Origin of the sequence: Streptomyces sp. NPDC056486 (genome assembly GCF_042795295.1) — a bacterium.
Classification (GTDB): Bacteria; Actinomycetota; Actinomycetes; order Streptomycetales; family Streptomycetaceae; genus Streptomyces.
Genome location: NZ_JBHTSF010000037.1, coordinates 42214 through 66951, shown reverse-complemented (window position 1 = coordinate 66951; position 24738 = coordinate 42214). Strand labels below are relative to the sequence as shown.

The 24738-nt window shown below is 69.9% G+C and carries 21 protein-coding genes; 10 read left to right on the top strand and 11 right to left on the bottom strand.

Going from position 1 to position 24738, the window contains the following annotated elements; genetic code table 11:
* Window positions 1–1035 (top strand): cation:proton antiporter (locus ACFQ7F_RS17450; RefSeq protein WP_383271208.1); only part of this gene is annotated, 1035 nt, incomplete at its 5' end.
* A 28-nt stretch (window positions 1036–1063) separates the two neighbouring features.
* Here ACFQ7F_RS17450 and ACFQ7F_RS17445 read toward each other — a convergent pair.
* Window positions 1064–2155, bottom strand: coding sequence for a mechanosensitive ion channel family protein (locus tag ACFQ7F_RS17445; protein ID WP_383271207.1), 1092 nt, complete (start codon window positions 2153–2155; stop codon window positions 1064–1066).
* A gap of 30 nt (window positions 2156–2185) precedes the next feature.
* Here ACFQ7F_RS17445 and ACFQ7F_RS17440 point away from each other — a divergent pair, with 30 nt between their 5' ends.
* Window positions 2186–2755, top strand: coding sequence for a dienelactone hydrolase family protein (locus ACFQ7F_RS17440; RefSeq protein WP_383271206.1), 570 nt, complete (start codon window positions 2186–2188; stop codon window positions 2753–2755).
* 16 nt (window positions 2756–2771) lie between these two features.
* Here the strand turns inward: ACFQ7F_RS17440 and ACFQ7F_RS17435 are convergent, their stop codons facing one another.
* From ACFQ7F_RS17435 to ACFQ7F_RS17415, 5 genes are all read right to left on the bottom strand, one after another.
* Window positions 2772–4253: a serine/threonine-protein kinase gene (locus ACFQ7F_RS17435; RefSeq protein ID WP_383271205.1), complete on the bottom strand. Its 1482-nt coding sequence runs from the start codon at window positions 4251–4253 to the stop codon at window positions 2772–2774.
* Window positions 4254–4293: 40 nt separating this feature from the next.
* The gene (locus ACFQ7F_RS17430) at window positions 4294–5973 is read right to left on the bottom strand and encodes an alkaline phosphatase D family protein (protein ID WP_383271204.1); all 1680 of its coding nucleotides are present in this window, start codon (window positions 5971–5973) and stop codon (window positions 4294–4296) included.
* 104 nt (window positions 5974–6077) lie between these two features.
* Complete coding sequence (locus ACFQ7F_RS17425) at window positions 6078–6896, bottom strand: thioredoxin domain-containing protein (RefSeq protein WP_383271203.1); 819 nt, start codon at window positions 6894–6896, stop codon at window positions 6078–6080.
* A 44-nt stretch (window positions 6897–6940) separates the two neighbouring features.
* Window positions 6941–7624: a hypothetical protein gene (locus tag ACFQ7F_RS17420; protein WP_383271202.1), complete on the bottom strand. Its 684-nt coding sequence runs from the start codon at window positions 7622–7624 to the stop codon at window positions 6941–6943.
* A gap of 57 nt (window positions 7625–7681) precedes the next feature.
* On the bottom strand, window positions 7682–9022 hold the full coding sequence (locus tag ACFQ7F_RS17415; RefSeq protein ID WP_383271201.1) for a DUF2252 domain-containing protein: 1341 nt from the start codon (window positions 9020–9022) through the stop codon (window positions 7682–7684).
* Between the two features lie 202 nt (window positions 9023–9224).
* Here ACFQ7F_RS17415 and dnaE point away from each other — a divergent pair, with 202 nt between their 5' ends.
* Window positions 9225–12767 carry a DNA polymerase III subunit alpha gene (gene dnaE, locus ACFQ7F_RS17410; protein ID WP_383271200.1) on the top strand — a complete coding sequence of 1181 codons (3543 nt, stop codon included), beginning with the start codon at window positions 9225–9227 and terminating at the stop codon, window positions 12765–12767.
* Window positions 12768–12862: 95 nt separating this feature from the next.
* On the opposite strand, the gene ACFQ7F_RS17405 is transcribed toward dnaE, so the two are convergent.
* Entirely contained in the window at window positions 12863–13048 is a 186-nt protein-coding gene (locus ACFQ7F_RS17405) for a hypothetical protein (protein WP_383271199.1), read from the bottom strand.
* A 236-nt stretch (window positions 13049–13284) separates the two neighbouring features.
* On the opposite strand from ACFQ7F_RS17405, the gene ACFQ7F_RS17400 reads away from it, so the two are divergent.
* The 4 genes from ACFQ7F_RS17400 (at window position 13285) to ACFQ7F_RS17385 (ending at window position 17351) form a co-directional block, all read left to right on the top strand.
* A complete protein-coding gene (locus ACFQ7F_RS17400) occupies window positions 13285–14553 on the top strand; it encodes an NYN domain-containing protein (RefSeq protein WP_383271198.1) in 1269 nt (422 codons plus the stop codon).
* 111 nt (window positions 14554–14664) lie between these two features.
* The gene (locus ACFQ7F_RS17395) at window positions 14665–15699 is read left to right on the top strand and encodes an ABC transporter ATP-binding protein (protein ID WP_383271197.1); all 1035 of its coding nucleotides are present in this window, start codon (window positions 14665–14667) and stop codon (window positions 15697–15699) included.
* Window positions 15700–15829: 130 nt separating this feature from the next.
* Window positions 15830–16648, top strand: coding sequence for an ABC transporter permease (locus tag ACFQ7F_RS17390; RefSeq protein ID WP_383271196.1), 819 nt, complete (start codon window positions 15830–15832; stop codon window positions 16646–16648).
* A 34-nt stretch (window positions 16649–16682) separates the two neighbouring features.
* Window positions 16683–17351: a DUF2567 domain-containing protein gene (locus tag ACFQ7F_RS17385; protein ID WP_383271195.1), complete on the top strand. Its 669-nt coding sequence runs from the start codon at window positions 16683–16685 to the stop codon at window positions 17349–17351.
* 124 nt (window positions 17352–17475) lie between these two features.
* On the opposite strand, the gene ybaK is transcribed toward ACFQ7F_RS17385, so the two are convergent.
* The 4 genes from ybaK to ACFQ7F_RS17365 form a co-directional block, all read right to left on the bottom strand.
* Window positions 17476–17985, bottom strand: a complete 510-nt coding sequence (gene ybaK / locus ACFQ7F_RS17380) for a Cys-tRNA(Pro) deacylase (protein ID WP_383271194.1) — start codon at window positions 17983–17985, stop codon at window positions 17476–17478.
* 33 nt (window positions 17986–18018) lie between these two features.
* Entirely contained in the window at window positions 18019–18759 is a 741-nt protein-coding gene (locus ACFQ7F_RS17375; protein ID WP_383271193.1) for an LON peptidase substrate-binding domain-containing protein, read from the bottom strand.
* Window positions 18760–18770: 11 nt separating this feature from the next.
* Complete coding sequence (locus ACFQ7F_RS17370; RefSeq protein WP_383271192.1) at window positions 18771–19778, bottom strand: hypothetical protein; 1008 nt, start codon at window positions 19776–19778, stop codon at window positions 18771–18773.
* A 150-nt stretch (window positions 19779–19928) separates the two neighbouring features.
* A complete protein-coding gene (locus ACFQ7F_RS17365) occupies window positions 19929–21443 on the bottom strand; it encodes an oxidoreductase (protein ID WP_383271213.1) in 1515 nt (504 codons plus the stop codon).
* A 256-nt stretch (window positions 21444–21699) separates the two neighbouring features.
* On the opposite strand from ACFQ7F_RS17365, the gene hisD reads away from it, so the two are divergent.
* From hisD to hisB, 3 genes are read left to right on the top strand one after another with little or no spacing between them, the layout of a single operon-like run.
* Window positions 21700–23025 carry a histidinol dehydrogenase gene (hisD, locus tag ACFQ7F_RS17360; RefSeq protein WP_383271191.1) on the top strand — a complete coding sequence of 442 codons (1326 nt, stop codon included), beginning with the start codon at window positions 21700–21702 and terminating at the stop codon, window positions 23023–23025.
* Window positions 23026–23039: 14 nt separating this feature from the next.
* On the top strand, window positions 23040–24146 hold the full coding sequence (locus ACFQ7F_RS17355; protein WP_383271212.1) for a histidinol-phosphate transaminase: 1107 nt from the start codon (window positions 23040–23042) through the stop codon (window positions 24144–24146).
* A complete protein-coding gene (gene hisB / locus ACFQ7F_RS17350) occupies window positions 24143–24736 on the top strand; it encodes an imidazoleglycerol-phosphate dehydratase HisB (RefSeq protein ID WP_383271190.1) in 594 nt (197 codons plus the stop codon). The genes ACFQ7F_RS17355 and hisB overlap by 4 nt, the downstream gene beginning before the upstream one ends.
* The last annotated feature ends 2 nt before the right edge of the window (window positions 24737–24738 follow it).

Genomic DNA, 24738 nt, shown 5'->3' with positions numbered 1-24738 from the left:
GCGGTGGTCGCCGTCGCCGTGGGGTTCGCGCTCGGCTGGCTCACCAACAAACTCATGGGGATCCTCGGCGAGGCCACCCTGCAGACCGGCCTGACGCTGCTCGTGCCCTTCGTGAGCTACGTCCTCGCCGAGGAGCTGCTGGGCTCCGGCGTGCTCGCCGTACTGACCACCGCGCTCTACCTCGCGGAGCACGCCGCCGACGCCGACGACGTGCTCGGGCGGATCACCGGGCAGACGTTCTGGAGAATCGTCGACACCCTGGTCACCGGTGTCGCCTTCGGGCTCATCGGGCTCGAACTGCACAACGTCTTCGGTACGGCGAGCGGCCGTGAGTGGCAGATGATCGGCTGGGGCGCGGCGGTCGTCGCGGTCGTCATCGGCGTACGACTGATGTGGCTGCTGCCCGCGACCTGGCTCGCCAAGCGGCTGCACAAGCTGCGGGACATCGACGAGGAGATCCCGACTACCTGGCGCGAGACCGTCGTCATGTGGTGGTCCGGGATGCGCGGAGTGGCATCGGTCGCCCTGGCCCTCGCCATTCCGCTGAAGACCGAGAACGGGGATCCCTTCCCCGCCCGGGACGAGATCATCTTCATCGCCTTCTGCGTCATCATGGCGACCCTCGTCGTCCAGGGGCTCACCCTGCCCTGGCTGGTGAAGAAGCTCGGGGTGCGCGCGGACACCGACGTCGAGCGGGCCATCGAGCGGGACCTCGCCATCCGGGCGGCCAAGGCGGCCAAGCGCCGCCTCAAGGAGATCGAAGAGGTCGAGGAGCTGCCCGAGGACCTCACGGAGCGGCTGCTGCGCGGGGCGTTCGACATCGGCGCCAGGATCAGCCCCGACATCGTCGACGACGAACGGCGCGAGCGGTACTCCAAGCGCGCCGACCGTCTCAAGGCGGTCCAGCGCATCCAGCGCGACATGATGTCGGCCGCCCGCCACGAGATCCTCGCCGCGCGCAGCGAACCCGGCGCCGACCCCGAGATCGTCGACCGGGTCCTGCACCACCTCGACGTACGCAGCCTGCGGTCCTGATGGACGGCAGCTGACAGATGGTGGCGGCTCAGCCCCGGCCGGTGCGCGGCACGACAGGGCGAGGCCGCTGCGGGTTCTCGTCCTCCGGCGGGAGTTCCGCCCAGGCCGTGTTGACCCGCGGCAGCGCGTAGGCATGGCGCTCGGCCAGCCAGCGGATCAGGTGCTCGCGCACCGTGACCCGCACCGTCCAGATGTCGTCCGCGTCCTTGGCGGTGACCAGGGCACGCACCTGGATCGTGTTCGGCGTCGTGTCCGTGACCGCAAGACCCCAGTCCCTGCCGTCCCAGGCGGCACACTCGCGCAGGACGTCCTGGAGCTTCTCGCGCATCTCGGTGATGGGCGCCGTGTGGTCCAGCTGGAAGAAGACCGTGCCGGTCATCTGGGAGCCGCCGCGCGACCAGTTCTCGAAGGGCTTCGACACGAAGTACGAGACCGGCATCGTGATCCGGCGCTCGTCCCAGGTGCGCACGGCCAGGAAGGTCAGGGTGATCTCGTCCACGGTGCCCCACTCGCCGTCCACGACGACCGTGTCGCCGATCCGCACCATGTCGCCGAAGGCGATCTGCAGCCCCGCGAAGAGATTGGACAGCGTGGACTGGGCCGCGACGCCCGCGACGATGCCGAGAAGCCCCGCCGACGCAAGCAGTGATGTTCCGGCGGCCTGCATGGCGGGGAAGGTAAGCAGCATCGCTCCGACGGCCACGACGCCGACGATCGCGGTGACCACCCGTTGGATGAGGGTGACCTGTGTACGCACCCGGCGGACCCGGGCCGGGTCGCGGTGGGCGTTGGCATAGCGTGCGTACGTGGACTCGACGATGGCCGTCGCGATGCGGACGAGGAGCCAGGCCACGGACCCGATGAGCACCAGGGTCAGCGTCTGCCCGATGCCCGACGAATGGTCTTTGGCGATCTTGGCCTGTTCGAAGGAGCCGCGCAGCAGGGCGGCACAGAGGACAAGTTGGAAGGGGAGTCGGCAGCGGCGCAGCAGACCCCACAGTGGGTTGTCGGGGTGGCGGTCGTCGGCCCGGCGCAGCAGCACATCGGCCAGCCACACCACGGCCAGCGTGATCACGACCGAGCCGCCGACCACGATCAACGGACGCAGTACGTTCTCCATGCCCCCGAGGGTAAGTGGCACGATGGCCTCATGAACATCATGCTTTTCCACTCGACGTACGGGCTGCGGCCCGCGGTGCACGCGGCGGCCGACCGGCTGCGCGCCGAGGGACACGAGGTGACGACGCCCGATCTGTTCGACGGGCGCACCTTCGACACCGTCGAGGAAGGCATGGCCTTCAAGGACGAGCTCGGCAAGGAAGAGCTCCTCAAGCGGGCGATTCTGGCCTCCGCGCCCTACTCCGAGCGGGGTCTCGTCTACGCGGGCTTCTCGTTCGGCGCGGCGACCGCGCAGACCCTCGCCCTCGGCGACGACAAGGCGCGCGGCCTGCTGCTCCTGCACGGCACGTCCGACATCGCGGAGAGTGCGACGGTGGACGAGCTGCCGGTGCAGCTGCATGTCGCCGAGCCGGACCCGTTCGAGACGGATGACTGGCTGAGCGCCTGGTACCTGCAGATGGGCCGGGCCGGCGCCGATGTGGAGGTCTACCGCTACGCGGGAGCGGGCCACATCTACACCGACCCCGACCTGGACGACTACGACGCCGAGGCGGCGGAGTCGACATGGCGGACGGCGATCGGCTTCCTGGAGACGCTGTAGCGGCGAGCGCCGCCGTTCACGTGCGCGTGCAGCGTCCCGTCGGGGCGCTCACGGGCGGCTTGCACTGCAGGCCGTAGTCGCCGCCGCTCGGGCTGAGGTAGCGCCCGGTGCATTCGTTGCCGCTGGTCCTGCCGCGCTCGGCGCAGAACCGCAGGGCGGCCCGGCCGTCCGCGAAGGGCCCGGGAGCGTAGATCACCCAGAAGCCCGGCCGCAGCGACGCGTAATCGTCGCTGCGCAGATACTCCGCCTCCGGCACGTCCTTGCGAACAGCAGCGAGCCTGCGGTCGCGGGCGGCCGTGCCGGAGCCGACGGGCTCGGAGAAGAGCTGGGCGATCCAGCTGTCCGAGGCCGATGGGGCATCGGGCGATGACGCGGACGGCTCGGTCGTGTCCCCGGACGGGCCGGGGCTCCCGGACGACTTCGTTGCCGCCGGTGACGCTTTGGGCGAAGCCCCCGCGGAGGTGCTGCCGCCGCCCTTGCCTTCCTCCTTGTACGTCCCTCCCCCGTCCCGTAGCGCGAGCACCAGTGCGGCACCGGCGACCGATGCGAGCACTACGGCCGCCACCGCGGCGATCAGATGCGTACGTCTTCGGGGCTCGGCGGGCGGCGGCCCCACCGTGCGCGCGGGCCGCCCCGAAGTCTCCGTCGGCTGCCAGGTGATCCCGTTCGCCACCGCGGCGAGCATCGCGTCCAGGCGTTCCGAGTCCGGGCGCAGCGCCGGGTCCCGCACGAGGAGGGCGCTCAGGACCGGGGCGAGCGGCCCGGAGCGCACCGGCGGCGGCACCGGGTCGTCGAGCACGGCGGCGAGTGTGGCAAGCGTCGAGGCGCGGCGCAGGGGACTGACGCCCTCCACAGCGACGTAGAGGACCAGGCCGAGCGACCAGAGGTCGGCCGCCGGGCCCTCGTCCGCCGTGCCGCGGATGCGCTCGGGCGCGATGTACTCCGGCGAACCGATCAGGTCGCCGGTGGCGGTGAGCTGATCGGAGCCCAGCAGAGAGGCGATGCCGAAGTCGGTCAGGACCACGGAGACGCCCGAGCCGCCGGGAGCTTCGTCCCGCAGCAGGATGTTGGCGGGCTTCACGTCCCGGTGCAGGATGCCCGCCGCGTGGGCGACGCGCAGCGCCGAGAGCAGCTCGCGGCCGATGCGCGCCGCATCGTGCGGCGCCAATGTGCCCTGTTCCAGGAGATCCTGGAGCGTGCGCCCCGGCAGCAGCTCCATCACCAGCCAGGGGTGCGGTCCCGTGTCCACGATGTGATGGATCGTCACCACATGCGGATGGTTGAGCCGGGCGAGCGCCCTGGCCTCGCGCAGCACCCGCTCCCGCAGGACGCGCGACTGCTCGTCCGTCAGCTCGTGCCCCGCGGGCCGCACCTCCTTGATGGCCACCTCGCGGTGCAGCACGGTGTCGCGTGCCCGCCACACCGTGCCCATGCCCCCGCTGCCCAGCCGTTCGAGCAGCTCGAAGCGCCCGTCCACCACGTCCCCCGTGCCGCTCATGCCGCAAGAGTAGAGGGCGGCACCGACACATGTGACCCGGTCAGCGCACCGGGGCTGACGCCCGCTCGACCTTCTGGGTGCCGCTGAGGGTGCGGTACGAACGGGCCCACTCGGACGTCGCCCTTGGGTCCTTGCGGTCGGACAGGACGTAGTAGTCCATCTGCGAGCGCTCGGCGGTGACATCGAGGACGCCGTAGCCGTGCGAGTCCATGTCCAGCCACTTCACATGGCGGTTGGCCGCCTTCACCGCGCCCACCGCGACCAGCGAGAGGGTGTGCGGGGCGACGTGCAGCATGTCGTCCACGTTGTCCGATGTCACGGACGTGACCACGAACTCCGTGGCCGCGGAGGGCGACCCGGGGTACGTGGCGGCCTTGACCGGCACGTCGTTCGCCCAGGACATGTGGATGTCGCCGGTGAGGAAGACCGTGTTCCGGACGGCCTTGTCGACCAGGTGCGAGATGAGCTCTTTGCGGTCGTCGGTGTAGCCGTCCCACTGGTCACCGTTGACGGCGAGGCCCTCCTTGGGCAGGCCGAGCAACTCCGCGATGGGCCGCAGCAGATGGGCCGGTACGGAGCCGAAGGCGACCGGCGAGATCATCACCGAGGTGCCGACCAGCTTCCAGGAGGCGTCGGACGAGGCGAGGCCCGCCTTCAGCCAGTCGAGCTGGGCGCGGCCCGTGATCGTACGGCCTGGGTCGTCCACGTCACCGCTGCCGAAGCCCGCCTGCTCGGAGCGGAAGGAACGCAGGTCGAGCAGGTGCAGATCGGCCAGCTTGCCGAAGCGCAGGCGGCGGTAGACGGTGCCTTCAGTAGAAGGACGCACGGGCATCCACTCGAAGTACGCCTGTTTGGCGGCCGCCATGCGCTGCGCCCAGCCGCCCTCGGTCTCCGGGGAGTGGTTCACCGCGCCGCCCGACCAGGTGTTGTCGGCGAACTCGTGGTCGTCCCAGATCGCGATCAGCGGGTGCGTGGCGTGCATCGCCCGCGCGTCCGGGTCGGTCTTGTGGACGCCGTGCCGGGTGCGGTAGTCGGCGAGGCTGATGATCTCGTGCCGCGGCTCGTGCTGCCGCACTCCGTACTCGGCGGCGGGGTACTCGCCGCTCTTGTACTCGTAGATGTAGTCGCCGATGTGCAGCACCGCGTCGAGTTCGGTGCGGGCCGCGAGATGGCGGTAGGCGGAGAAGTAGCCGGCCTCCCAGTTGGCGCAGGACACCACGCCGAACCGGACACCGGGGGCGGCCGCTTCGTGTGCGGGGGTGGTGCGGGTGCGGCCGACGGGGGAGTGCACCGGGGTGCCGTCGCCCCCCGAGCCGCTCACGGAGAAGCGGAAGTAATAGGTGGTGGCAGGGCTCAGGCCCCTTACGTCGGCCTTGACCGTGTGGTCGGCGGCGGCCCGTGCGGTCGTGCTGCCGCTGCCGACGGCCTGGGTGAAGCCCTTGTCCTTGGCTATCTCCCACCGCACCTCGGTGTCCGGCCCCTTGCCGGAGCCCGGCGAGGCCTCCGGTGTCGGTGTCACGCGGGTCCACAGAAGGACCCCGTCGGGCAGCGGGTCGCCTGAGGCGACTCCGTGGTGGAAGGCGGGCCCTTCGGCTGCGTGCGCGAGGGGAGCGGCGGCGAGCGGCGCGAGGGCCGCGGTGGCGGCAGCGGCCTTGACGACCGTACGGCGGCTCGGGGCCGGGGAGTTGAGCGGTCTGTGTTCGCTGATTCGACTGGTCACGGGCGATTACCCTACTGATCAGTAATCGCCAAGAGCGGGCGAACAGTGAAACGTTCGCCCGCTCTTCGGCCAAGTGCCTCAGATAAGTGCTTCGGCTAAATGCTTCAGCCCTTGAGCGCCGCGTCGATGGCCTTCTTGTAGTCCTCGACCGTCGAAGGGGCGTTCTTCTTGTCGGGGCCGGTCAGCTTCTTGCCGTCCATGACGAACGAGGGCGTGCCCTCGACGCCGTACTTGTTGTCGTCGAACTTCTTCGACATCTCGAGGGCCCAGCGGTCGTACGTGCCGTCCTTGACGTCCTTCGCGAAGGTCTTGCTCTTCTTGAGCTCGGGGACCTCATTCGCGATCTTGGTCAGGACCGCGTCGTCCTTGAACTTGTCCTCCGTCTCGGAGGGGTGGTTCTCCTTGGAGAACATGGCCTTCTTGTAGTCCAGGAAGGCCTGGTCGCTCACGTTCAGGGCGGCACCGAGCGCGCTGAGCGCGTTCTTGGAACCCTCGCCCTGGAGGTTGCGGTCCAGGAACGTGGCACCGACGAACTCGACCTTGTACTTGCCGTCCTTCAGGTCCTTCTCGACCGTCGGACCCACCGTCTGCTCGAAGCTGGCGCAGACGGGGCAGCGCGGGTCCTCGTAGACCTTGAGGGTCTTCTTGGCGCTGTCCTTGCCGAGGACGACGGTCGTGCCGTCCGTGCCCGAGGAGTTCGCCGGCTTGACCAGCTTCTCGTCGGCGGCGGCTTCCCAGTGGCCGGGCTTGTTGGACTGCATGACGGCGTAGCCGATGCCGCCGGCGATCGCCAGGACCGCGACGACGGAGACGCCGACGATGATCGACCGCTTCCGCTTCTCCCGCTTGCGCTCGGCTTCCTGCTGGGCGCGGATCCGCTCGCGGGCCGCCGACTTGGCCGCCTGGCTGTTGCGCTTGCTCATGATGATGTTCTCCGTAGGGGTGACATGCGTGGGGACGGTGGTGCTCAGGCGAAGACGGCCGAGCACGGCGGTCCACGCCGTCCCACGAAGTGCACGAGAAGCCGCGAACGCGCGGTCCGTACCCGGCGCGCGGGGCGCGGGACGCGGCGCATGGGCCGCATGCGGATGCTCACCGCGGCGACCGCGACGAGCAGCGGCCGGAAGGTGCACGCGGCCATCGCGCGCAGGACCTGGGCCAGGGCACGTTCGCCGCGCCGCAGCCAGGCCGCCGCGAGCAGACCGACCCCGATGTGCGCGCCGAGCAGCAGCCAGGCGGCGCTCGGCTCGGCGTCGGCGAGCAGCACGGCGGCACGGTGTCCGTCGCCGGTCATCCGGGCCAGTGGCGTGCCGACGCTGCCGCCGCCGCACAGCACGTCGAAGCCGACGGAGCGCAGCGGACCCGCGACGGGTCCGCCCGCCTGGCCGTAACAGACGTGCTGCCCCGTGGTGAACACCGTGTCGGCGGCCAGCTCGAGCGGGATGAGCAGGGCGGCGATCCGGCCGTAGCCGCGCTCGCGTCCCGCCAGTGCGTACGCGACGACGAAGACCGCACCGGCGATCACGGCGACGGTGGTCAGCGGCAGCGGGGCCCGGGACAGCAGGACGTGCGACGCGGCGGAGAGCGTCACGACGAGTGTCGTGAAGAGGGCCGCGCGCACGGCTCTGAGCTGGGTTCCGGATATGTCCATCGCGCAGCCGAGTCTGTCATGTGCTCCCGTAAGGCAGCCCTAAAGGGTGCCTATGAGTTACACGATGTCCTGCAGACCCGGAATCCGGCCGTTACGGAACAGGTCGACGAAGATCTGGTGGTCCTTGCGGGCACGCGCCCCGTACTCATGTGCGAAGTCCACGAGCAGGCCCGCGAAGCTCTCCTCGTCCGCCGCGATGGCGGCGTCGATCGCGCGCTCCGTGGAGAACGGCACCAGGTCGGAGTGGCCGCTCTCGTCGTCCGCGGCAGAGTGCATCGTGGCGGTGGCGCGGCCCAGGTCGGCGATGACCGCGGCGATCTCGTCCAGGTCGTCGATGTCCGACCAGTCCAGGTCCACGGCGTACGGAGAGACCTCGGCGACCAGCTGTCCGGCGCCGTCCAGCTCGGTCCAGCCGAGCCAGGGGTCGGCGTGCGCCTGGAGCGCGCGCTGCGAGATGACCGTGCGGTGGCCCTCGTGCTGGAAGTAGTCACGGACCGCGCCGTCGGTGATGTGCCGCGAGACGGCCGGGGTCTGGGCCTGCTTGAGGTAGATCACGACGTCGTTCTCCAACGCGTCGCTGTTGCCTTCAAGGAGGATGTTGTACGAAGGCAGCCCCGCGGAGCCGATGCCGATGCCGCGGCGCCCGACGACGTCCTTCACGCGGTACGAGTCGGGGCGGGTGAGCGAGGACTCGGGGAGCGTCTCCAGATAGCCGTCGAAGGCGGCGAGCACCTTGTAGCGGGTGGCCGCGTCGAGCTCGATCGAGCCGCCGCCCGAGGCGAAGCGGCGCTCGAAGTCGCGGATCTCCGTCATGGACTCCAGGAGCCCGAAGCGGGTCAGCGAGCGCGCGTCGCGCAGCGCGTCCAGGAGCGGGCCCTGGGCGGTGTCGAGGGTGAAGGGCGGCACCTCGTCGCTCTTGGCGCCGGTGGCCAGGTCGTGGATCCGCTCGCGGTACGCCGCGGCATAGACCCGCACCAGGTCGGTGATCTGCTCGTCGCTGAGCGCCTTCGTGTACCCGATCAGGGCCACGGAGGCGGCGAAGCGCTTCAGGTCCCAGGTGAAGGGGCCGACGTACGCCTCGTCGAAGTCGTTCACGTTGAAGATCAGGCGGCCCTGGGCGTCCATGTACGTGCCGAAGTTCTCCGCGTGCAGGTCGCCGTGGATCCACACCCGTCCCGTGCGCTCGTCCAGGTAAGGACCGCCGTGCTGCTCGCGCTCCAGGTCCCCGTAGAAGAGGCAGGCCGTGCCGCGGTAGAAGGCGAAGGCGGAGGCGGCCATCTTCCGGAACTTCACCTTGAACGCGGCGGGGTCCGCGGCGAGCAGCTCGCCGAACGCGGTGTCGAAGACGGAGAGGATCTGCTCGCCGCGCTGATCAGCGGTGGGCTGCGGTTCCGACATCGCGGGGTGCCTCCTGGTGCAGGTCGTGCATGACATGTGGGACGGGTGTTCAGAACATTTGGGACAGGCGTTCCGACCTGTCCAACGCATGACGGTACCCCCGAGTGCCCGCCCGGTTGTCAGCGCCGAGGATTAGACTTCCCCGCTGACCCCCCAGACTGCCCGCAGCCTGTCGCCGTTCGTTCTCCGGAGGCCTCCCGCCGTGACCAAGCCGCCCTTTACGCACCTCCACGTCCACACCCAGTACTCGCTGCTGGACGGTGCCGCGCGGCTGAAGGACATGTTCAACGCCTGTAATGAGATGGGCATGACACATATCGCCATGTCCGACCACGGCAACCTCCACGGGGCGTACGACTTCTTCCACTCCGCGCAGAAGGCGGGGGTCACGCCGATCATCGGCATCGAGGCGTATGTGGCGCCGGAGTCCCGCCGCAACAAGCGGAAGGTCAAGTGGGGCCAGCCGCACCAGAAGCGCGACGACGTGTCCGGTTCGGGTGGTTACACGCACAAGACGATCTGGGCGTCGAACAGCACCGGCCTGCACAACCTCTTCAAGCTCTCCTCGGACGCGTATGCCGAAGGCTGGCTGCAGAAGTGGCCGCGCATGGACAAGGAGACGATCTCCCAGTGGTCGGAGGGCCTGATCGCCTCCACCGGCTGCCCCTCCGGAGAGCTCCAGACCCGCCTGCGTCTGGGCCAGTTCGACGAGGCGGTGAAGGCCGCCGCCGAGTACCAGGACATCTTCGGCAAGGACCGGTACTTCCTGGAGCTGATGGACCACGGCATCGACATCGAGCGCCGGGTCCGCGACGACCTCCTGCGGGTCGGCAAGAAGCTCGGCATCCCGCCGCTGGTGACGAACGACTCGCACTACACGTACGCGCACGAGTCCGTCGCGCACGACGCCCTGCTCTGCATCCAGACCGGCAAGAACCTCTCGGACCCCGACCGCTTCCGCTTCGACGGCACCGGCTATTACCTCAAGTCCACCGACGAGATGTACGCCGTGGACTCCTCGGACGCCTGGCAGGAGGGGTGCAGGAACACGCTTCTGGTGGCCGAGCAGATCGACACCACCGGGATGTTCGAGAAGCGCGACCTCATGCCCAAGTTCGATATCCCGGAGGGCTTCACCGAAGTCACCTGGTTCCAGGAGGAGGTCCGGGTCGGCATGGGCCGCCGCTACCCGGCCGGTGTCCCCGACGACCGGCAGAAGCAGGCCGAGTACGAGATGGACATCATCATCCAGATGGGGTTCCCCGGGTACTTCCTCGTGGTCGCCGACTTCATCATGTGGGCCAAGAACAACGGCATCGCGGTGGGCCCGGGACGAGGCTCCGCGGCCGGCTCGATCGTCGCGTACGCCATGGGCATCACCGACCTCGACCCCATCACGCACGGGCTGATCTTCGAGCGCTTCCTCAACCCCGAGCGCGTCTCCATGCCCGACGTCGACATCGACTTCGACGAGCGCAGGCGCGTGGAAGTCATCCGGTACGTGACCGAGAAGTACGGCGCCGACAAGGTCGCCATGATCGGCACGTACGGAAAGATCAAGGCGAAGAACGCCATCAAGGACTCCGCGCGCGTGCTCGGATATCCGTACGCGATGGGCGACCGCCTCACCAAGGCGATGCCCGCCGACGTCCTCGGCAAGGGCATCGACCTTTCCGGCATCACCGACACCAAGCACCCGCGCTACAGCGAGGCGGGCGAGATCCGGGGGATGTACGAGAACGAACCGGACGTGAAGAAGGTCATCGACACCGCCAAGGGTGTCGAGGGCCTGGTCCGGCAGATGGGTGTGCACGCGGCCGGCGTGATCATGTCCAGCGAGCCGATCGTCGACCACGCGCCGCTCTGGACGCGACACACGGACGGCGTCACCATCACGCAGTGGGACTACCCCCAGTGCGAGTCGCTCGGCCTGCTCAAGATGGACTTCCTGGGCCTGCGAAACCTCACCATCATGGACGACGCCGTCAAGATGGTGCGGGCGGGCAAGGGCGTCGACCTGGAGATGCTCTCGCTCCCGCTGGACGACCCGAAGACCTTCGAACTGCTCTGCCGCGGTGACACGCTCGGCGTCTTCCAGTTCGACGGCGGACCGATGCGTTCGCTGCTCCGCCAGATGCAGCCCGACAACTTCGAGGACATTTCCGCCGTCTCGGCCCTCTACCGGCCGGGCCCGATGGGCATGAACTCGCACATCAACTACGCGGAGCGCAAGAACGGCCGCCAGGAGATCACGCCGATCCACCCGGAGCTCGAAGAGCCCCTGAAGGAGACGCTCGGTCTGACCTACGGCCTCATCGTGTACCAGGAGCAGGTGCAGAAGGCCGCGCAGATCATCGCCGGTTACTCCCTGGGTGAAGCCGACATCCTGCGCCGCGTGATGGGCAAGAAGAAGCCCGACGAGCTGGCGAAGAACTTCGTCCTCTTCCAGGAGGGAGCGAAGAAGAACGGCTTCTCGGACGCCGCGATCCAGGCCCTGTGGGACGTCCTGGTCCCCTTCGCCGGATACGCGTTCAACAAGGCGCACTCATCGGCGTACGGCCTCGTCACGTACTGGACCGCCTACCTCAAGGCGAACTACCCCGCCGAGTACATGGCCGCGCTGCTCACCTCGGTGAAGGACGACAAGGACAAGTCGGCCATCTACCTGAACGAGTGCCGGCGCATGGGCATCAAGGTCCTTCCGCCCAACGTGAACGAGTCCGTGCACAACTTCGCCGCCCAGGGCGACGACGTGATCCTCTTCGGCCTCGAGGCGGTCCGTAACGTCGGTACGAACGTGGTCGAGTCGATCGTCCGCTCGCGCAAGGCCAAGGGGAAGTTCGCCTCCTTCCCCGACTACCTCGACAAGGTCGAGGCCGCCGCCTGCAACAAGCGCACCACGGAGTCGCTGATCAAGGCGGGCGCCTTCGACACGATGGGGCACACCCGCAAGGGACTCACCGCGCAGTACGAACCCATGATCGACAACGTGGTGCAGGTCAAGCGCAAGGAAGCGGAGGGGCAGTTCGACCTCTTCGGCGGGATGGGCGACGAGGGCGGCGGCGACGAGCCGGGCTTCGGGCTCGACGTGGAGTTCTCCACCGACGAGTGGGAAAAGACGTATCTGCTCGCCCAGGAGCGGGAGATGCTCGGTCTCTACGTCTCCGACCACCCGCTCTTCGGCCTGGAGCACGTCCTTTCCGACAAGGCCGACGCGGGCATCGGACAGCTCACAGGCGGTGACTACTCGGACGGCTCGATCGTCACCATCGGCGGCATCATCTCCGGCCTCCAGCGCAAGATGACCAAGCAGGGCAACGCCTGGGCGATCGCGACCGTCGAGGACCTCGCGGGCTCCATCGAGTGCATGTTCTTCCCGGCGACGTATCAGCTGGTGTCGACCCAACTCGTCGAGGACGCCGTGGTGTTCGTCAAGGGCCGTCTCGACAAGCGCGAGGACGTGCCGCGCCTCGTCGCCATGGAGATGCAGGTTCCCGACCTGTCGAACGCGGGCACCAACGCGCCCGTCCTGATCACCATCCCGACGGTGCGGGTGACCCCGCCGATGGTCAGCCGCCTCGGCGAGATCCTCAGCCACCACCGGGGCAACAGCGAGGTGCGGATCAAGCTCCAGGGCGCGCAGAAGACGACGGTGCTGCGGCTCGACCGCCACCGCGTGCAGCCGGATCCCGCCCTTTTCGGTGACCTTAAGGTGCTGCTCGGCGCGTCCTGTCTGGCCGGATAGGTCCAGGCTCGGCCGGGACCCGGTCCAGACCTCACGAAAGGGGCGCACCCGGAATTCCGGGTGCGCCCCTTCACGCATATACGCCTGCGTGCGCGTCAGTTGTGGCCGAAACGACGCTGATGCTTGCGGGCGACCTCGGCCGGGCTGCCCTGCGACTGAACCGCGGACTGAACCCGCTGCTCGGCCTGCTCCGCAGACGACTTGGCCTGCTCCTGCGCCTGCTCCGCGGCCGAAGCGCGGTTCTGGTCGTCGCCCTGCTTGCGGTTCTTGTTCTTGGCCATAGTGATCTTCCTCCTGAAGGAAATCTGGGGGCCAGGACGCGACCAGATTCACATATGGCGACAAGCTGCGCATTTCAGAGAATTACCGTGCGTAATAAGGCCTGTCGAAGAGTGAAGTCGCGATGCGCCACGCCGAAGATCGAGTTCCGGCCGTTAACCTCCGCAGGGTCGGGCAGACTCGAAGGAAACCCGAACCATTACTTCCAGGGAATCTCCAGGGAAAGAGGGTGGATCGCGTGGACCGCTGCATCGTCCTGGTGGACGCCGGGTATCTGCTGGGTGCCGCCGCGAGTCTCCTCGCGGGCGAGCCGTCCCGGTCCCGGATCACCGTCGATCACACCGCCCTGATCCAGGGCATCCGTGAGCGCGCCGAATCCGACACCGAGCGCCCCCTGCTGCGGATCTACTGGTTCGACGGAGCCCCCGACCGCGTACCGCAGCCCGAGCACCGAAGGCTGCGGGTCATGCCGCGCGTGACGGTCCGGCTCGGCGCGCTGACCCGGAGCGACGGACGGTGGGCCCAGAAGGGCGTCGACGCCGCCATGCACGCCGAGCTGACGGAGCTGGCCCGCAACCGCGCCTGCTCGGACATCGTGCTCATCACCGGCGACGGGGACCTGCTGCCCGGCATGATGGCCGCCAAGGAGCACGGCGTCGCCGTCCACCTGTGGGCCGTACAGGCCGCCGACGGGGACTACAACCAGTCCGAGGACCTGGTGGCCGAGGCCGACGAGCGCCGCGTCCTCGACCGGACCTGGATCACCAAGGCCGTCCGCCCCAAGGAGCTCACCGGCGTCTGCGCGCCCTCTCCCATTCCGCGCCCCGAGATCGCCGCGATCCTCTCCGCGCCCCTGCCGGAGTCCGCGCTCGCGGCCAGCGCCCAGCGGGCCGCCGACGAGGCCGCAGGGGTGCACCACGGCCAGCACAGTGAGCACGGCCAGCACGTCGATGCCGGGACCAACGGCGACAGCGGCGCCCACCACCACATGCCCCCGGGCAAGGGCGTGCCCACCCCCAAGGACCTGGCCGCCCTGCGCGGCCCCGGCACACAGGCCGCACAGCACCCCACCAACGCCACGCTGCGCTGGTCCTCGGACAAGGGGTGGGTCGAGCGCCCCGGCGGCGCCGCGGAGAGCCCGGAGGCCGCCGCACTGCCCACGCTCGCCCAGCTGACGACGGCCGAGCAGCGCTGGGCCGACCGCGAGGAGGACATCACCACCGTCGGCGGCGACCCCTTCGAGGTCGGGCAGGTGTTCGCGCGCCGCTGGATGGCCCGCCTGCCGGAACAGCACAACCTGCAGAAGCTCTCGACGATGTACCCGCGCATCCCGCACCGCGTCGACGGCGAGCTCCTGCGGTACGCGGCCCGCTTCGGCCTGCTCGCCCACAAGGACGACCAGATCGACGAACACGACCGGTACGCGATCAGGGCGGGCTTCTGGCGCGAGATCGACGTCCACACGGCGGTCGAGCACGCGCCGGTGGGCGACCGCTCCGGCGAGTGACCGAACAGGTACGCGGACGAGTGACGGAACACAGGCGCAGATGACTGATACGGGGCGTACGGGGCGCCCCGGGCGTCGCAGTGGGCACCGGACCCCGTACCCTCGTCCTTCGTGAGTACGCGCTCGGCACAGGCAGTCCGACAGGGGCTCCGACAGGGTCACGGCAGTGATGCCGTCTGCGCGGTGCGCGACCTCGTCAAGACATATCCCGCCGTCCGGGGCAGGCGCGGCAGGCCCGCGACCCCCGAGGTGCGCGCCACCGACGGCATCAGCCTGGAGGTCAGGCGCGGCGAGATCTTCGGCCTGCTCGGCCCCAACGGCGCCGGCAAGTCCACCCTCGTACGCCAGCTGACCGGCCTGATGCGGCCCGAAAGCGGGAGCGTCGAGATCCTCGGGCACGACATCCTGCGCCACCCCGAGCGGGCCGCGCGGATCCTCGCGTATCTGGGGCAGGAGTCCACCGCGCTCGACGAGCTGACCGTCTCGCTCGCCGTCGAGACGACCGCGCGGCTGCGCGGCCTCGACGTGCGTGCGGCGCGGGCCGAGCGGGACGGCGTACTCGAAGAGCTCGCCCTCACCCCGCTCGCCTCGCGGCCCCTGAAGAAGCTCTCCGGCGGACAGCGCAGGCTCGCCTGCTTCGCCACCGCCCTGGTGGGGGAGCGGCCGCTGCTCGTCCTCGACGAGCCGACGACCGGCATGGACCCCATCGCGCGGCGCGCGGTCTGGGGCGCCGTCGACCGGCGGCGGGCCGAGCGCGGCACGACGGTGCTGCTCGTCACCCACAACGTCATCGAGGCCGAGACGGTCATGGACCGCGTCGCCGTCCTCGACCACGGCAAGGTCATCGCCTGCGACAGCCCCGTGGGGCTCAAGGAGCAGGTGGCGGGTGAGGTGCGGGTGGAGCTCGTGTGGCGGGAGCGGGCGCCTCTGGATGTCCCCGAGGTCGCCGCGCTGCGCTCGTCCGCCGTGGAGTCCGGGCGGCGGTGGTCCTTGCGGCTCGCCCCCGAGGAGGCGCGGGCCGCTGTCGCGGCGGTTACCGGCGGGGCCGCCTTTGCCTCGCTGGATGACTTCACGTTGGCCACGCCGAGCCTGGAGGACGTGTATCTGGCCCTCGGCGGGAGCGGTACGGGGCTGGTGAAGGCGTGACTTCTGTTGCGGCTCTGTGGGGCCGTTCTCGTGTCGCCGCTTCGCGGCGGAGTTTTCCCGCCCACCCACCCGAGCGCCCCGTATCGAGTCGTGGGCGTAGTGACATGAACATCTGTAGGAGGGGCGTCCGATGAGTGCGGTTCCTTTGGAAGCCGCGGTGCGGACCGACGACCGTGAGCGGCAGGCCGATGCCGCCGCGCCCCTGGGGCCCCGTGCGCGGCTGTTTCCCGCGCTCGCGGCCGTCTACCGGGCGCAGCTGTCCCGGGCGCGGGTCGCGCGGATTCCGCTGCTCTTCGTGGCGACCTTCCAGTCCGTCGGGATCATGATCCTGATGCGGGGCGTCGTCGACGGGGGCGGTGAGGCGCGTGCCGTCGTCGCCGGGTCCTCCGTGCTCGTCGTCGCGTTCGTCGCGCTCAACCTGCTCGCGCAGTACTTCGGGCAGCTGCGGGCCGACGGCGGTCTCGACCACTACGCCACGCTGCCCGTGCCGCCCGCCGCGGTGGTCCTTGGCGCCGCGGCCGCCTACGCCTCGTTCACCGTGCCGGGCACACTCGTCACCGCGGTCGTCGGATGCGGCCTCTTCGGGCTCCCGCTGGGGCATCTGTGGGTGCTCGCCGCGGTGATCCCGCTGGCGGGCGCCGCGCTCGCCGGGCTCGGTGCCGCCCTCGGGCTGCTCGCGCCCAGGCCCGAGCTCGCCACGCTGCTGGGGCAGTTGGGCATGTCGGCGGCGCTGCTCCTCGGGGTCCTTCCGGCCGAGCGGATGCCGGGCTTCCTGCAGTACGCGCGGGACCTGCTGCCCTCGACGTACGGGGTCGAGGCGTTCGCCCGTACCTTCGGGCCGCATCCGGACTGGGCGGTCGTCGCCCTGGATCTCGCGGTCTGCGCGGGGGTCGGCGTCGCCTCGCTCGCGATCGCGACCTGGGCCTACCGCCGTGCGGCTGTGCGGTGACGCGGTCCCTGGGCGGGCCTGGCACCATGTGTGGGTGACTGCACCGCTGACGCCCTCCCAGCCGCCCCACGACCAGCCCTCGCACGACGCCTGGCAGCAAGCCGCTCAGCCGTCCGGGGCCGTTCCCACGTCGGCGCATGAGGAGGACGGTCCTGGTATGAAGACCGAAGTGCGGCAGGCCGCAGTGATCATGGTCGCGATGGCTGTCTGTGGCGTACTGCTCGGGCTCCTGTGGATGTGGCTCGCGCCGCGGGTGCCGTTGATCGCCAACAACGAGGCGGTGTACCTCTACGACACCGAGGGCGAGCAGGCGATCGGGGTCGACGGAACGTTCACTTTGCTCGCCCTTGCCTTCGGCGCGGTGAGTGGTGCCGTGGTGTTCCTGCTGCGTAAGCGGGGCGGGATTCCGCTGGTCGTCGGGTTGACGGCCGGGGGACTTCTGGCGGCCGTGGTCGGCTGGCGCTTCGGGATCTTCCTCGGGCCCGAGACGGATGTCGTCGCCCATGCGAAGTCGGTGGGCAAGGGCGTCGCGTTCGACGCACCCCTCGAACTGAAGGCGAAGGGCGCGCTGCTGGCCTGGCCGGTGGCCGCGCTGCTCGTGCACCTGGGCCTCACCGCGCTCTTCGGGCCGCGGGACCCTGATCCCTACCCCCTGCCCTACGGGGACCCCGACCGGGCCGACGGGGGCCCGGCCGGGAATTGAGGCCGGACGTCAGGCGGGGCGCCTCCCGTGGTTGGCCTTGCCCTTCTTCACCCGCCACTTCCTCTTGCGCGTCTTCTTCGACATGAGGGTGGTACTAGTCGAGCCGGCGGCTCCCGTCGAGGGGCTATTCACGCCCGATCGGGGCCAGTACCGCGCCCGTGAGGCGCGCCAGGTCGCCGGGGGCCAGCTCCACTTCCAGGCCCCTGCGGCCCGCCGAGACACAGATCGTGGCGTGCGACGATGCCGAGTCGTCCAGGACGGTGCGCAGCTTCTTGCGCTGGCCCAGGGGGGAGATGCCGCCCCGTACGTACCCCGTGGTGCGTTCGGCGGCCGCGGGGTCGGCCATCACCGCACGCTTGCCACGGACCGCCGTCGCCAGGGCCTTGAGGTTCAGGGTGCCCGCAACGGGGACCACGGCCACCGTCAGCTCACCGTCGACCTCGGCGACCAGGGTCTTGAAGACCCGGTCCGGGGAGACGCCCATGGCCTGCGCCGCCTCCTCGCCGTAGGAGGGGTGCGCGGGGTCGTGTTCGTACGCGTGGACGGTGTAGTCGGCGCCCGCCGCCGTGAGGGCGACCGTCGCGGGAGTGCCGCCCGCGCCCGACTGCTTCTGCTGTTTCTGCTTCTTGGCCACAGCGCTCGCGCCTTATGTCAGTTACGGCTTGTGTCAGTTGAGACTGGTGGTGCCGCGCGTGAGGTCCGTCGCGGGCAACGACGGCAGATTACGGATGATCGCGGTCTCGGCGCGAAGGACTTTCAGCTCCTCGTGCAGGCGCGACGCCGTGTCCGGCGCCTCCAGGAGCCGCTGCTTCGTGGGGGTGTCGAGGACGGCCGCGGCCGCGACCAGGTACGACACCACCGACGGGTCGTCCGGCAGCTCGGCCCCGGTGGAGAGGGAACGCTCGCGCGCCCCGGCGAGCCGCTTCTGGTAGGCACGGAACGCCCGCAGGACGCCCGCGGCAAGCGCTCCTGCCTCCTCGCCGGGATCCTCGGGCAGCTCCTCGACCTCCGCGGTCAGGTAGGGGCCCGACGCGTCGACCGAGTGCAGGCGTACGCGTGAGGTGCCGGTGGCGAGGACCTCGAAGCCGCCGTCGGCGCGCTCCCTGATCGTCGCCGCGTCCGCCACGCAGCCCACCGCGTGGAAGGCCTTGAGCGGGTCCTCGCCGAAGCCGGCGGTCGGCCCCTGCTCGGGCTGCGCGGTGGGGTCCGGGAGGCCGGGGGCGCTCGGCGCCACCTCGAGGCCGTCACGGATCGCGACGACCGCGAAGAGGCGCTGCTCCTCGTCGGGAGTCTTGAGCAGATCGCGCATCATGGCGCGATAACGCTCCTCGAACACGTTCAGCGGGAGGACGAGCCCCGGGAACAGCACCGAGTTGAGCGGGAAGAGCGGAAGCCGGACGGTGGTCACGAGCCCGAAGCCTAATGGTCCTTTGGGCGCGGACGCCCGCCGCCGGTGCGCAGCGGCGTCCTGGAGGCCACCTCGATGCGCACTCCGTCGCGCAGTTCCAGGAACTGGCCGAGCGGGTCGTCGGACATGCGGTCCCAGGGGAAGGACGTCGCACGGGGCCCGATGAGGCGCAGTTGTTCGAGGGCGTCGCTCCATCGCTCAAGGCGCACGAGGACGTACGTGAGGAGGTTGCGGACCTCCGCGGGCCAGGGGTCCCCGGCCTCGTACTCCGTCGACACGGCGATCCCGAGGTCGGCCGCGGCGTCCAGACGCTCGCGCGGCACGCTCCCCGAGGCGCTGGTGAGATACGCGAAAGCGGCCCGCGCGGGCAGTGCCTGGATCAGCGATCCCGGCAGCGCGTCCCGCGCGGCGTGCTCGGCGAAGTCGAAGCACTGGCGGTGCGAGCCGTACCAGTCGGCCGACAGGTACTGGAGTGCCGACGCGTGGCAGCCGTAGTGGTGCGACGAGCGGTGCACCGCCTCGGCCCGGAGCGCGTCGAAGACCGATTGCGGGGCATGGGTGCCGCGCGCGTGGTCCAGGGCGATCCGCCACGGCACGGGGTCGCGCGGGTCCGCCTCGGCGGCTGCGGTGATCAGGGGCGCCGTCTGGCGGAGCAGTTCGGCGCGGGCGGGCGACTCCCAGCCGCGGACGACCGCGAGCTCGGCCTTGACGAGCAGTGCGTCCGGGTCGTGCGGCGCGGCGGACTGCCAGTCGTCGAACCACTCGGAGCGGGAGCGGGCGAAGGTGGCGAGGCGTGTCGTGTAGCGGTCGCGGTTCTCCCACTCGTTGCCCTCGCGGGTCATGGCGAGCAGCTTGGCCGCGGGGTCGTAGTCGCCCCGGCCCGCGGCGACGAGCGCGGGGCCGAGCCGGTCGTCGGGCGCGTCGAGGAGCACCTCGTCGTCGGGGGTGAGACCGGTGGCCAGGAGCGGGGTGTGCCTGACCATGCGTGCGGTGTGGATCAGGGCGCGCAGGAATGCCATCGTGTGAATATTGAAAGCCGCAGGTCGGAGCAGTGCCAGGGGGCGGCCGGTGAAGCTTTCGTATCAGTCGTCAGGTTGCCTGGCACATGGTCAAGGGCAGGTAAAATCTCTGCTCCCGGCGGCCTCTGTGCCCCCCTCCAGTTCCTCCGCTCAGTTCCTCCGCAGCAGCCTCGTCGCCCCCGCCGCGACCGTCGTCGCGAGCACCCAGCCGAGCAGGATGAGGATCGCCGCGAACCACTGCCAGCCGCCGCGCAGCTGCCAGTAACTGTCCTGGCCGAGGTTGATGACCGGGAGCAGCAGGTCGAGGGAGAAGAGCGCGGGGTTCCAGTTCGGGTGCTCGCCCGGCTTGATCGCCGGATGGTCGGAGTGCGAGAAGGCCACCGCGCTCACCGCCCAGAGCACCGCCATCCACAGGGCGGCCCGTCCCGGCCGGTAGCCGTAGGCCACCGTCCAGTCCTGCGCGAAGCCCCAGAGCTTGGCAGCGAGAGGCAGGGTCTCGCGGCGTCGGCGCTGCTTGGCGAGCAGGACCTCACGGGCGTCGGCGTCCTCACCGCCGTTGCGCAGGACGGCGGCCAGCTTCTCGTACGGCTCGGGGTTGTACTCGGCGGTCGCCGCGGCCACCCAGGCCAGCCGCCGGGAGAGCGGGAAACTGCCCTGCGGGACGAGGTTCTCGTAGCTGAAGCCGCCCATCTGGAGGCCGCCGGGGCCCGGCCAGCTGGTCGACTTGTCGATGAGGTTGACGACCTTCATGCCGGACAGGATGATCTTGCCGCGCTGCGGGGCCTCGCCGAGGAAGCGCAGCTCGGGGGTCTGGACGCGGCGCAGCGACACCTCCTGGTCGTTCTCCAGGACGAAACGCGCCTGGGCCAGGTCGACGGCGTCCCCGAAGCGCCCGTCGTCGAGCCGTATCCCGCCCTGACACTCGAAGCGCTGGACGCGGGTGCCGCGCGGGGGCGTCGTACCGCTGGTCATGGGGGGATCGCCGAGTGCGGCGGGCGTCATGTAGAGCGTGCGTTCCACGGTCATCTGCGGGGCGTTCAGCGCCCGCTGGCCGTACGGATTGGCGAGCTTGCTGCCGCGCAGGCTGAAGGAGACGCCGACCTTCGCGCCGCGCAGGCTCAGCTGGCCGTGCGACTCCATCATCTCGGCCTGCAGGTCCTGACCGACCGAGAGCCCGTCGCCCATGATCGAGTTGCCGCGCCGGTCGCGGTAGATCACGGCCTGGTTGATGAGCAGGTCGGTGCCGATCTGGGCGTCCGTGAGCCGCATGCCGTTGTGGATCCGGCAGCGCGGCAGATGCAGATCGCCCTCCGTGTGCACGCGGGCCGCCTCCACGCGCGGGATCGAGCAGTTGACCAGACGCAGCGTGGTGAACTTGGCCTCGGGGACGAGTACTTCCTTCTCGAAGCGGCAGTGCTTCAGCTCGGCGTAGGGCAGAACCTCGCCGCCCGCCAGGTCGAGCACGTCCGTGATCTGCAGACCCGAGAGCTTCAGCGACGAGACCCGGCCCGAGAGCGCGGGCGGCCCTTCGAGGAGCAGCCAGCACACGATGCGCGCGCGCACGCTGCGTTCCGGACCCCAGGGGTGGCCGCCGTGCGGATCGTCCGCCATCGCGTCCCCCGACCTGAGGTCATAGACGCTGCCGTTGCGGAAGGCCTGCCACATGCCGATCTCGGCGGCGGTCAGTCCGTCCGGCGGATCACCGATGCCGGTGTCGTCGACCACTGCTGTTGTCCTCCCCGTACCCGTACTGCGATCCCGTACTGAATTCCGTACTGCGATGCGCCCTGGTCTCGTACACCTGTTTCATGCCCGTTCCGTGACGGGCTGAACGCTAGTGGTGAACGAGGTCTTCCGGGATCTATATCAGCCAGTGATACGGGCGTCCGGACCGGAATCGGGGTCTGAGAGAATTGGTCACGTGATCTCCCGAATCGATCTGCGCGGCGACGCCCTCCCCGAGGGTCCCGCCCTGCGCACCCTGCTGCCCCGTGCCGACTTCGACGTCGCGGCCGCCCTCGAGAAGGTGCGGCCCATCTGCGAGGACGTGCATCATCGTGGCGACGCGGCGCTGATCGAATACGCGGAGAAGTTCGACGGAGTACGCCTGACGCAGGTCCGTGTCCCGGCGACCGCCATCGCCGAAGCCCTGACCGGCCTCGACCCCGTCGTGCGCGAGGCGCTCGAGGAGTCGATCCGCCGCGCCCGCATCGTCCACCGCGAGCAGCGCCGCTCCCCGCACACCACCCAGGTCGTGCCCGGCGGCTCGGTCACCGAGAAGTGGGTGCCGGTCGAGCGCGTGGGGCTCTACGCACCGGGCGGACGCTCTGTCTACCCGTCCTCCGTGATCATGAACGCGGTCCCGGCACAGGAGGCGGGTGTCGAGTCGATGGCGCTCGCGTCCCCGCCGCAGAAGGACTTCGACGGGCTCCCGCACCCCACGATCCTTGCAGCCTGCGCCCTCCTCGGCATCGACGAGGTGTACGCGGTCGGCGGCGCCCAGGCCGTCGCGATGTTCGCGTACGGCACCGAGACCTGCGCCCCGGCCAACATGGTCACCGGGCCCGGCAACATCTGGGTCGCGGCCGCCAAGCGCTACTTCACGGGCCGCATCGGCATCGACACCGAAGCGGGCCCGACCGAGATCGCGGTCCTCGCCGACGACACGGCCGACGCCGTGCACGTCGCGTCCGACCTGATCAGCCAGGCCGAGCACGACCCGCTCGCCGCCGCCGTCCTCGTCACCGACTCCCTGGCCCTGGCCGACGCGGTGGCCAAGGAGCTGGAGCCGCAGGTCGCGGCGACCAAGCACGTCGAGGACCGGATCGCTCCCGCCCTCGCGGGCAGGCAGTCCGCGATCGTCCTGGTCGACGGTCTGGAGGAGGGCCTGCGCGTCGTCGACGCGTACGGCGCCGAGCACCTGGAGATCCAGACCGCGGACGCCGCGGCCGTCGCGGACCGGGTGAAGAACGCGGGTGCGATCTTCGTCGGCCCGTGGGCCCCCGTCTCGCTCGGCGACTACTGCGCGGGCTCCAACCACGTGCTGCCGACCGGCGGTTGCGCCTGCCACTCCTCGGGGCTCAGCGTTCAGTCGTTCCTGCGCGGCATCCACATCGTCGACTACACCCGCGACGCGCTCGCCGAAGTCGCCCACCACGTGGTGACGCTCGCAGAGGCCGAGGACCTGCCCGCGCACGGCGCGGCGGTCAAGGCCCGCTTCGGATGGAAGGTGCCTCAGACCAAGTGACGAACAACGCCCCCCTGTCCCCCTGGGACGAACTCCCCATCCGCGACGAACTGCGCGGCAAGTCTCCTTACGGCGCCCCTCAGCTCGACGTTCCCGTACGCCTGAACACCAACGAGAACCCCTACCCGCTCCCCGAGCCGCTCGTCGAGCGCATCGCCGAGCGCGTCCGCGAGGCGGCCCGCGACCTCAACCGCTACCCCGACCGGGACGCGGTCGAGCTGCGCACAGAGCTCGCGCGCTACCTCACGAACACCGGCGGCCACGAAGTCGGTCCCGCCAATGTCTGGGCGGCCAACGGCTCGAACGAAGTCATCCAGCAGCTCCTGCAGACCTTCGGCGGGCCAGGACGCACCGCCATCGGCTTCGAGCCCTCGTACTCGATGCACGGCCTCATCGCGCGCGGCACCGGCACGGGCTGGATCTCGGGCCCCCGCGGCGAGGGCTTCACCATCGATGCCGACGCGGCGGCGCGGACCATCGCCGAGAACCAGCCGGACGTCGTCTTCATCACCACGCCCAACAACCCGACGGGCAACGCCGTATCGGCCGACACGGTGATCGCGCTCTACGAAGCCGCGCAGGCCGCGAAGCCCTCGATGGTCGTGGTCGACGAGGCGTACGTCGAGTTCAGCCACGGCGAATCGCTTCTCCCGCTGCTCGCGGGGCGGCCGAACCTCGTCGTATCGCGCACGATGTCGAAGGCCTTCGGTGCGGCCGGGCTCCGCCTCGGCTACCTCGCCGCCGACCCGGCGGTCGTGGACGCCGTACAGCTCGTACGCCTGCCGTACCACCTGTCGGCGATCACGCAGGCCACCGCGCTCGCCGCCCTTGAGCACACCGACACGCTCCTGAAGTACGTCGAGCAGCTGAAGGGCGAGCGCGACCGCCTGGTGAGCGAGCTGCGTGCGATCGGCTACGAAGTGACCGATTCCGACGCCAACTTCGTACAGTTCGGGCGATTCGAAGACTCCCACACGGTCTGGCAGCGGATCCTCGACCGGGGCGTCCTGGTCCGGGACAACGGAGTACCGGGATGGCTGCGGGTCAGCGCAGGAACCCCGGAAGAGAACGACGCGTTCCTCGATGCGGTACGCGAACTCAAGAAGGAGCAGCAGGCATGAGCCGCGTTGGACGGGTCGAACGGACCACCAAGGAGACGTCGGTCCTCGTCGAGATCGATCTCGACGGCACGGGCGAGGTGGCGGTATCAACAGGGGTCGGCTTCTACGACCACATGCTCGACCAGCTCGGCCGCCACGGCCTCTTCGACCTCACGGTCAAGACTGAGGGCGACCTGCACATCGACACGCACCACACCATCGAGGACACCGCCCTCGCCCTGGGCGCCGCCTTCAAGCAGGCGCTCGGCGACAAGGTCGGCATCTACCGCTTCGGCAACTGCACGGTCCCGCTCGACGAGTCGCTCGCCCAGGTGACCGTCGACCTGAGCGGCCGCCCGTACCTCGTGCACACCGAGCCCGAGACCATGGCGCCGATGATCGGCACGTACGACACGACGATGACCCGGCACATCCTGGAGTCCTTCGTCGCGCAGGCCCAGATCGCCCTGCACGTCCACGTGCCCTACGGCCGCAACGCCCACCACATCGTGGAGTGCCAGTTCAAGGCCCTCGCCCGCGCCCTGCGCTACGCCTCCGAGCACGACCCGCGCGCCGCCGGGATTCTCCCCTCCACGAAGGGCGCGCTGTAAAG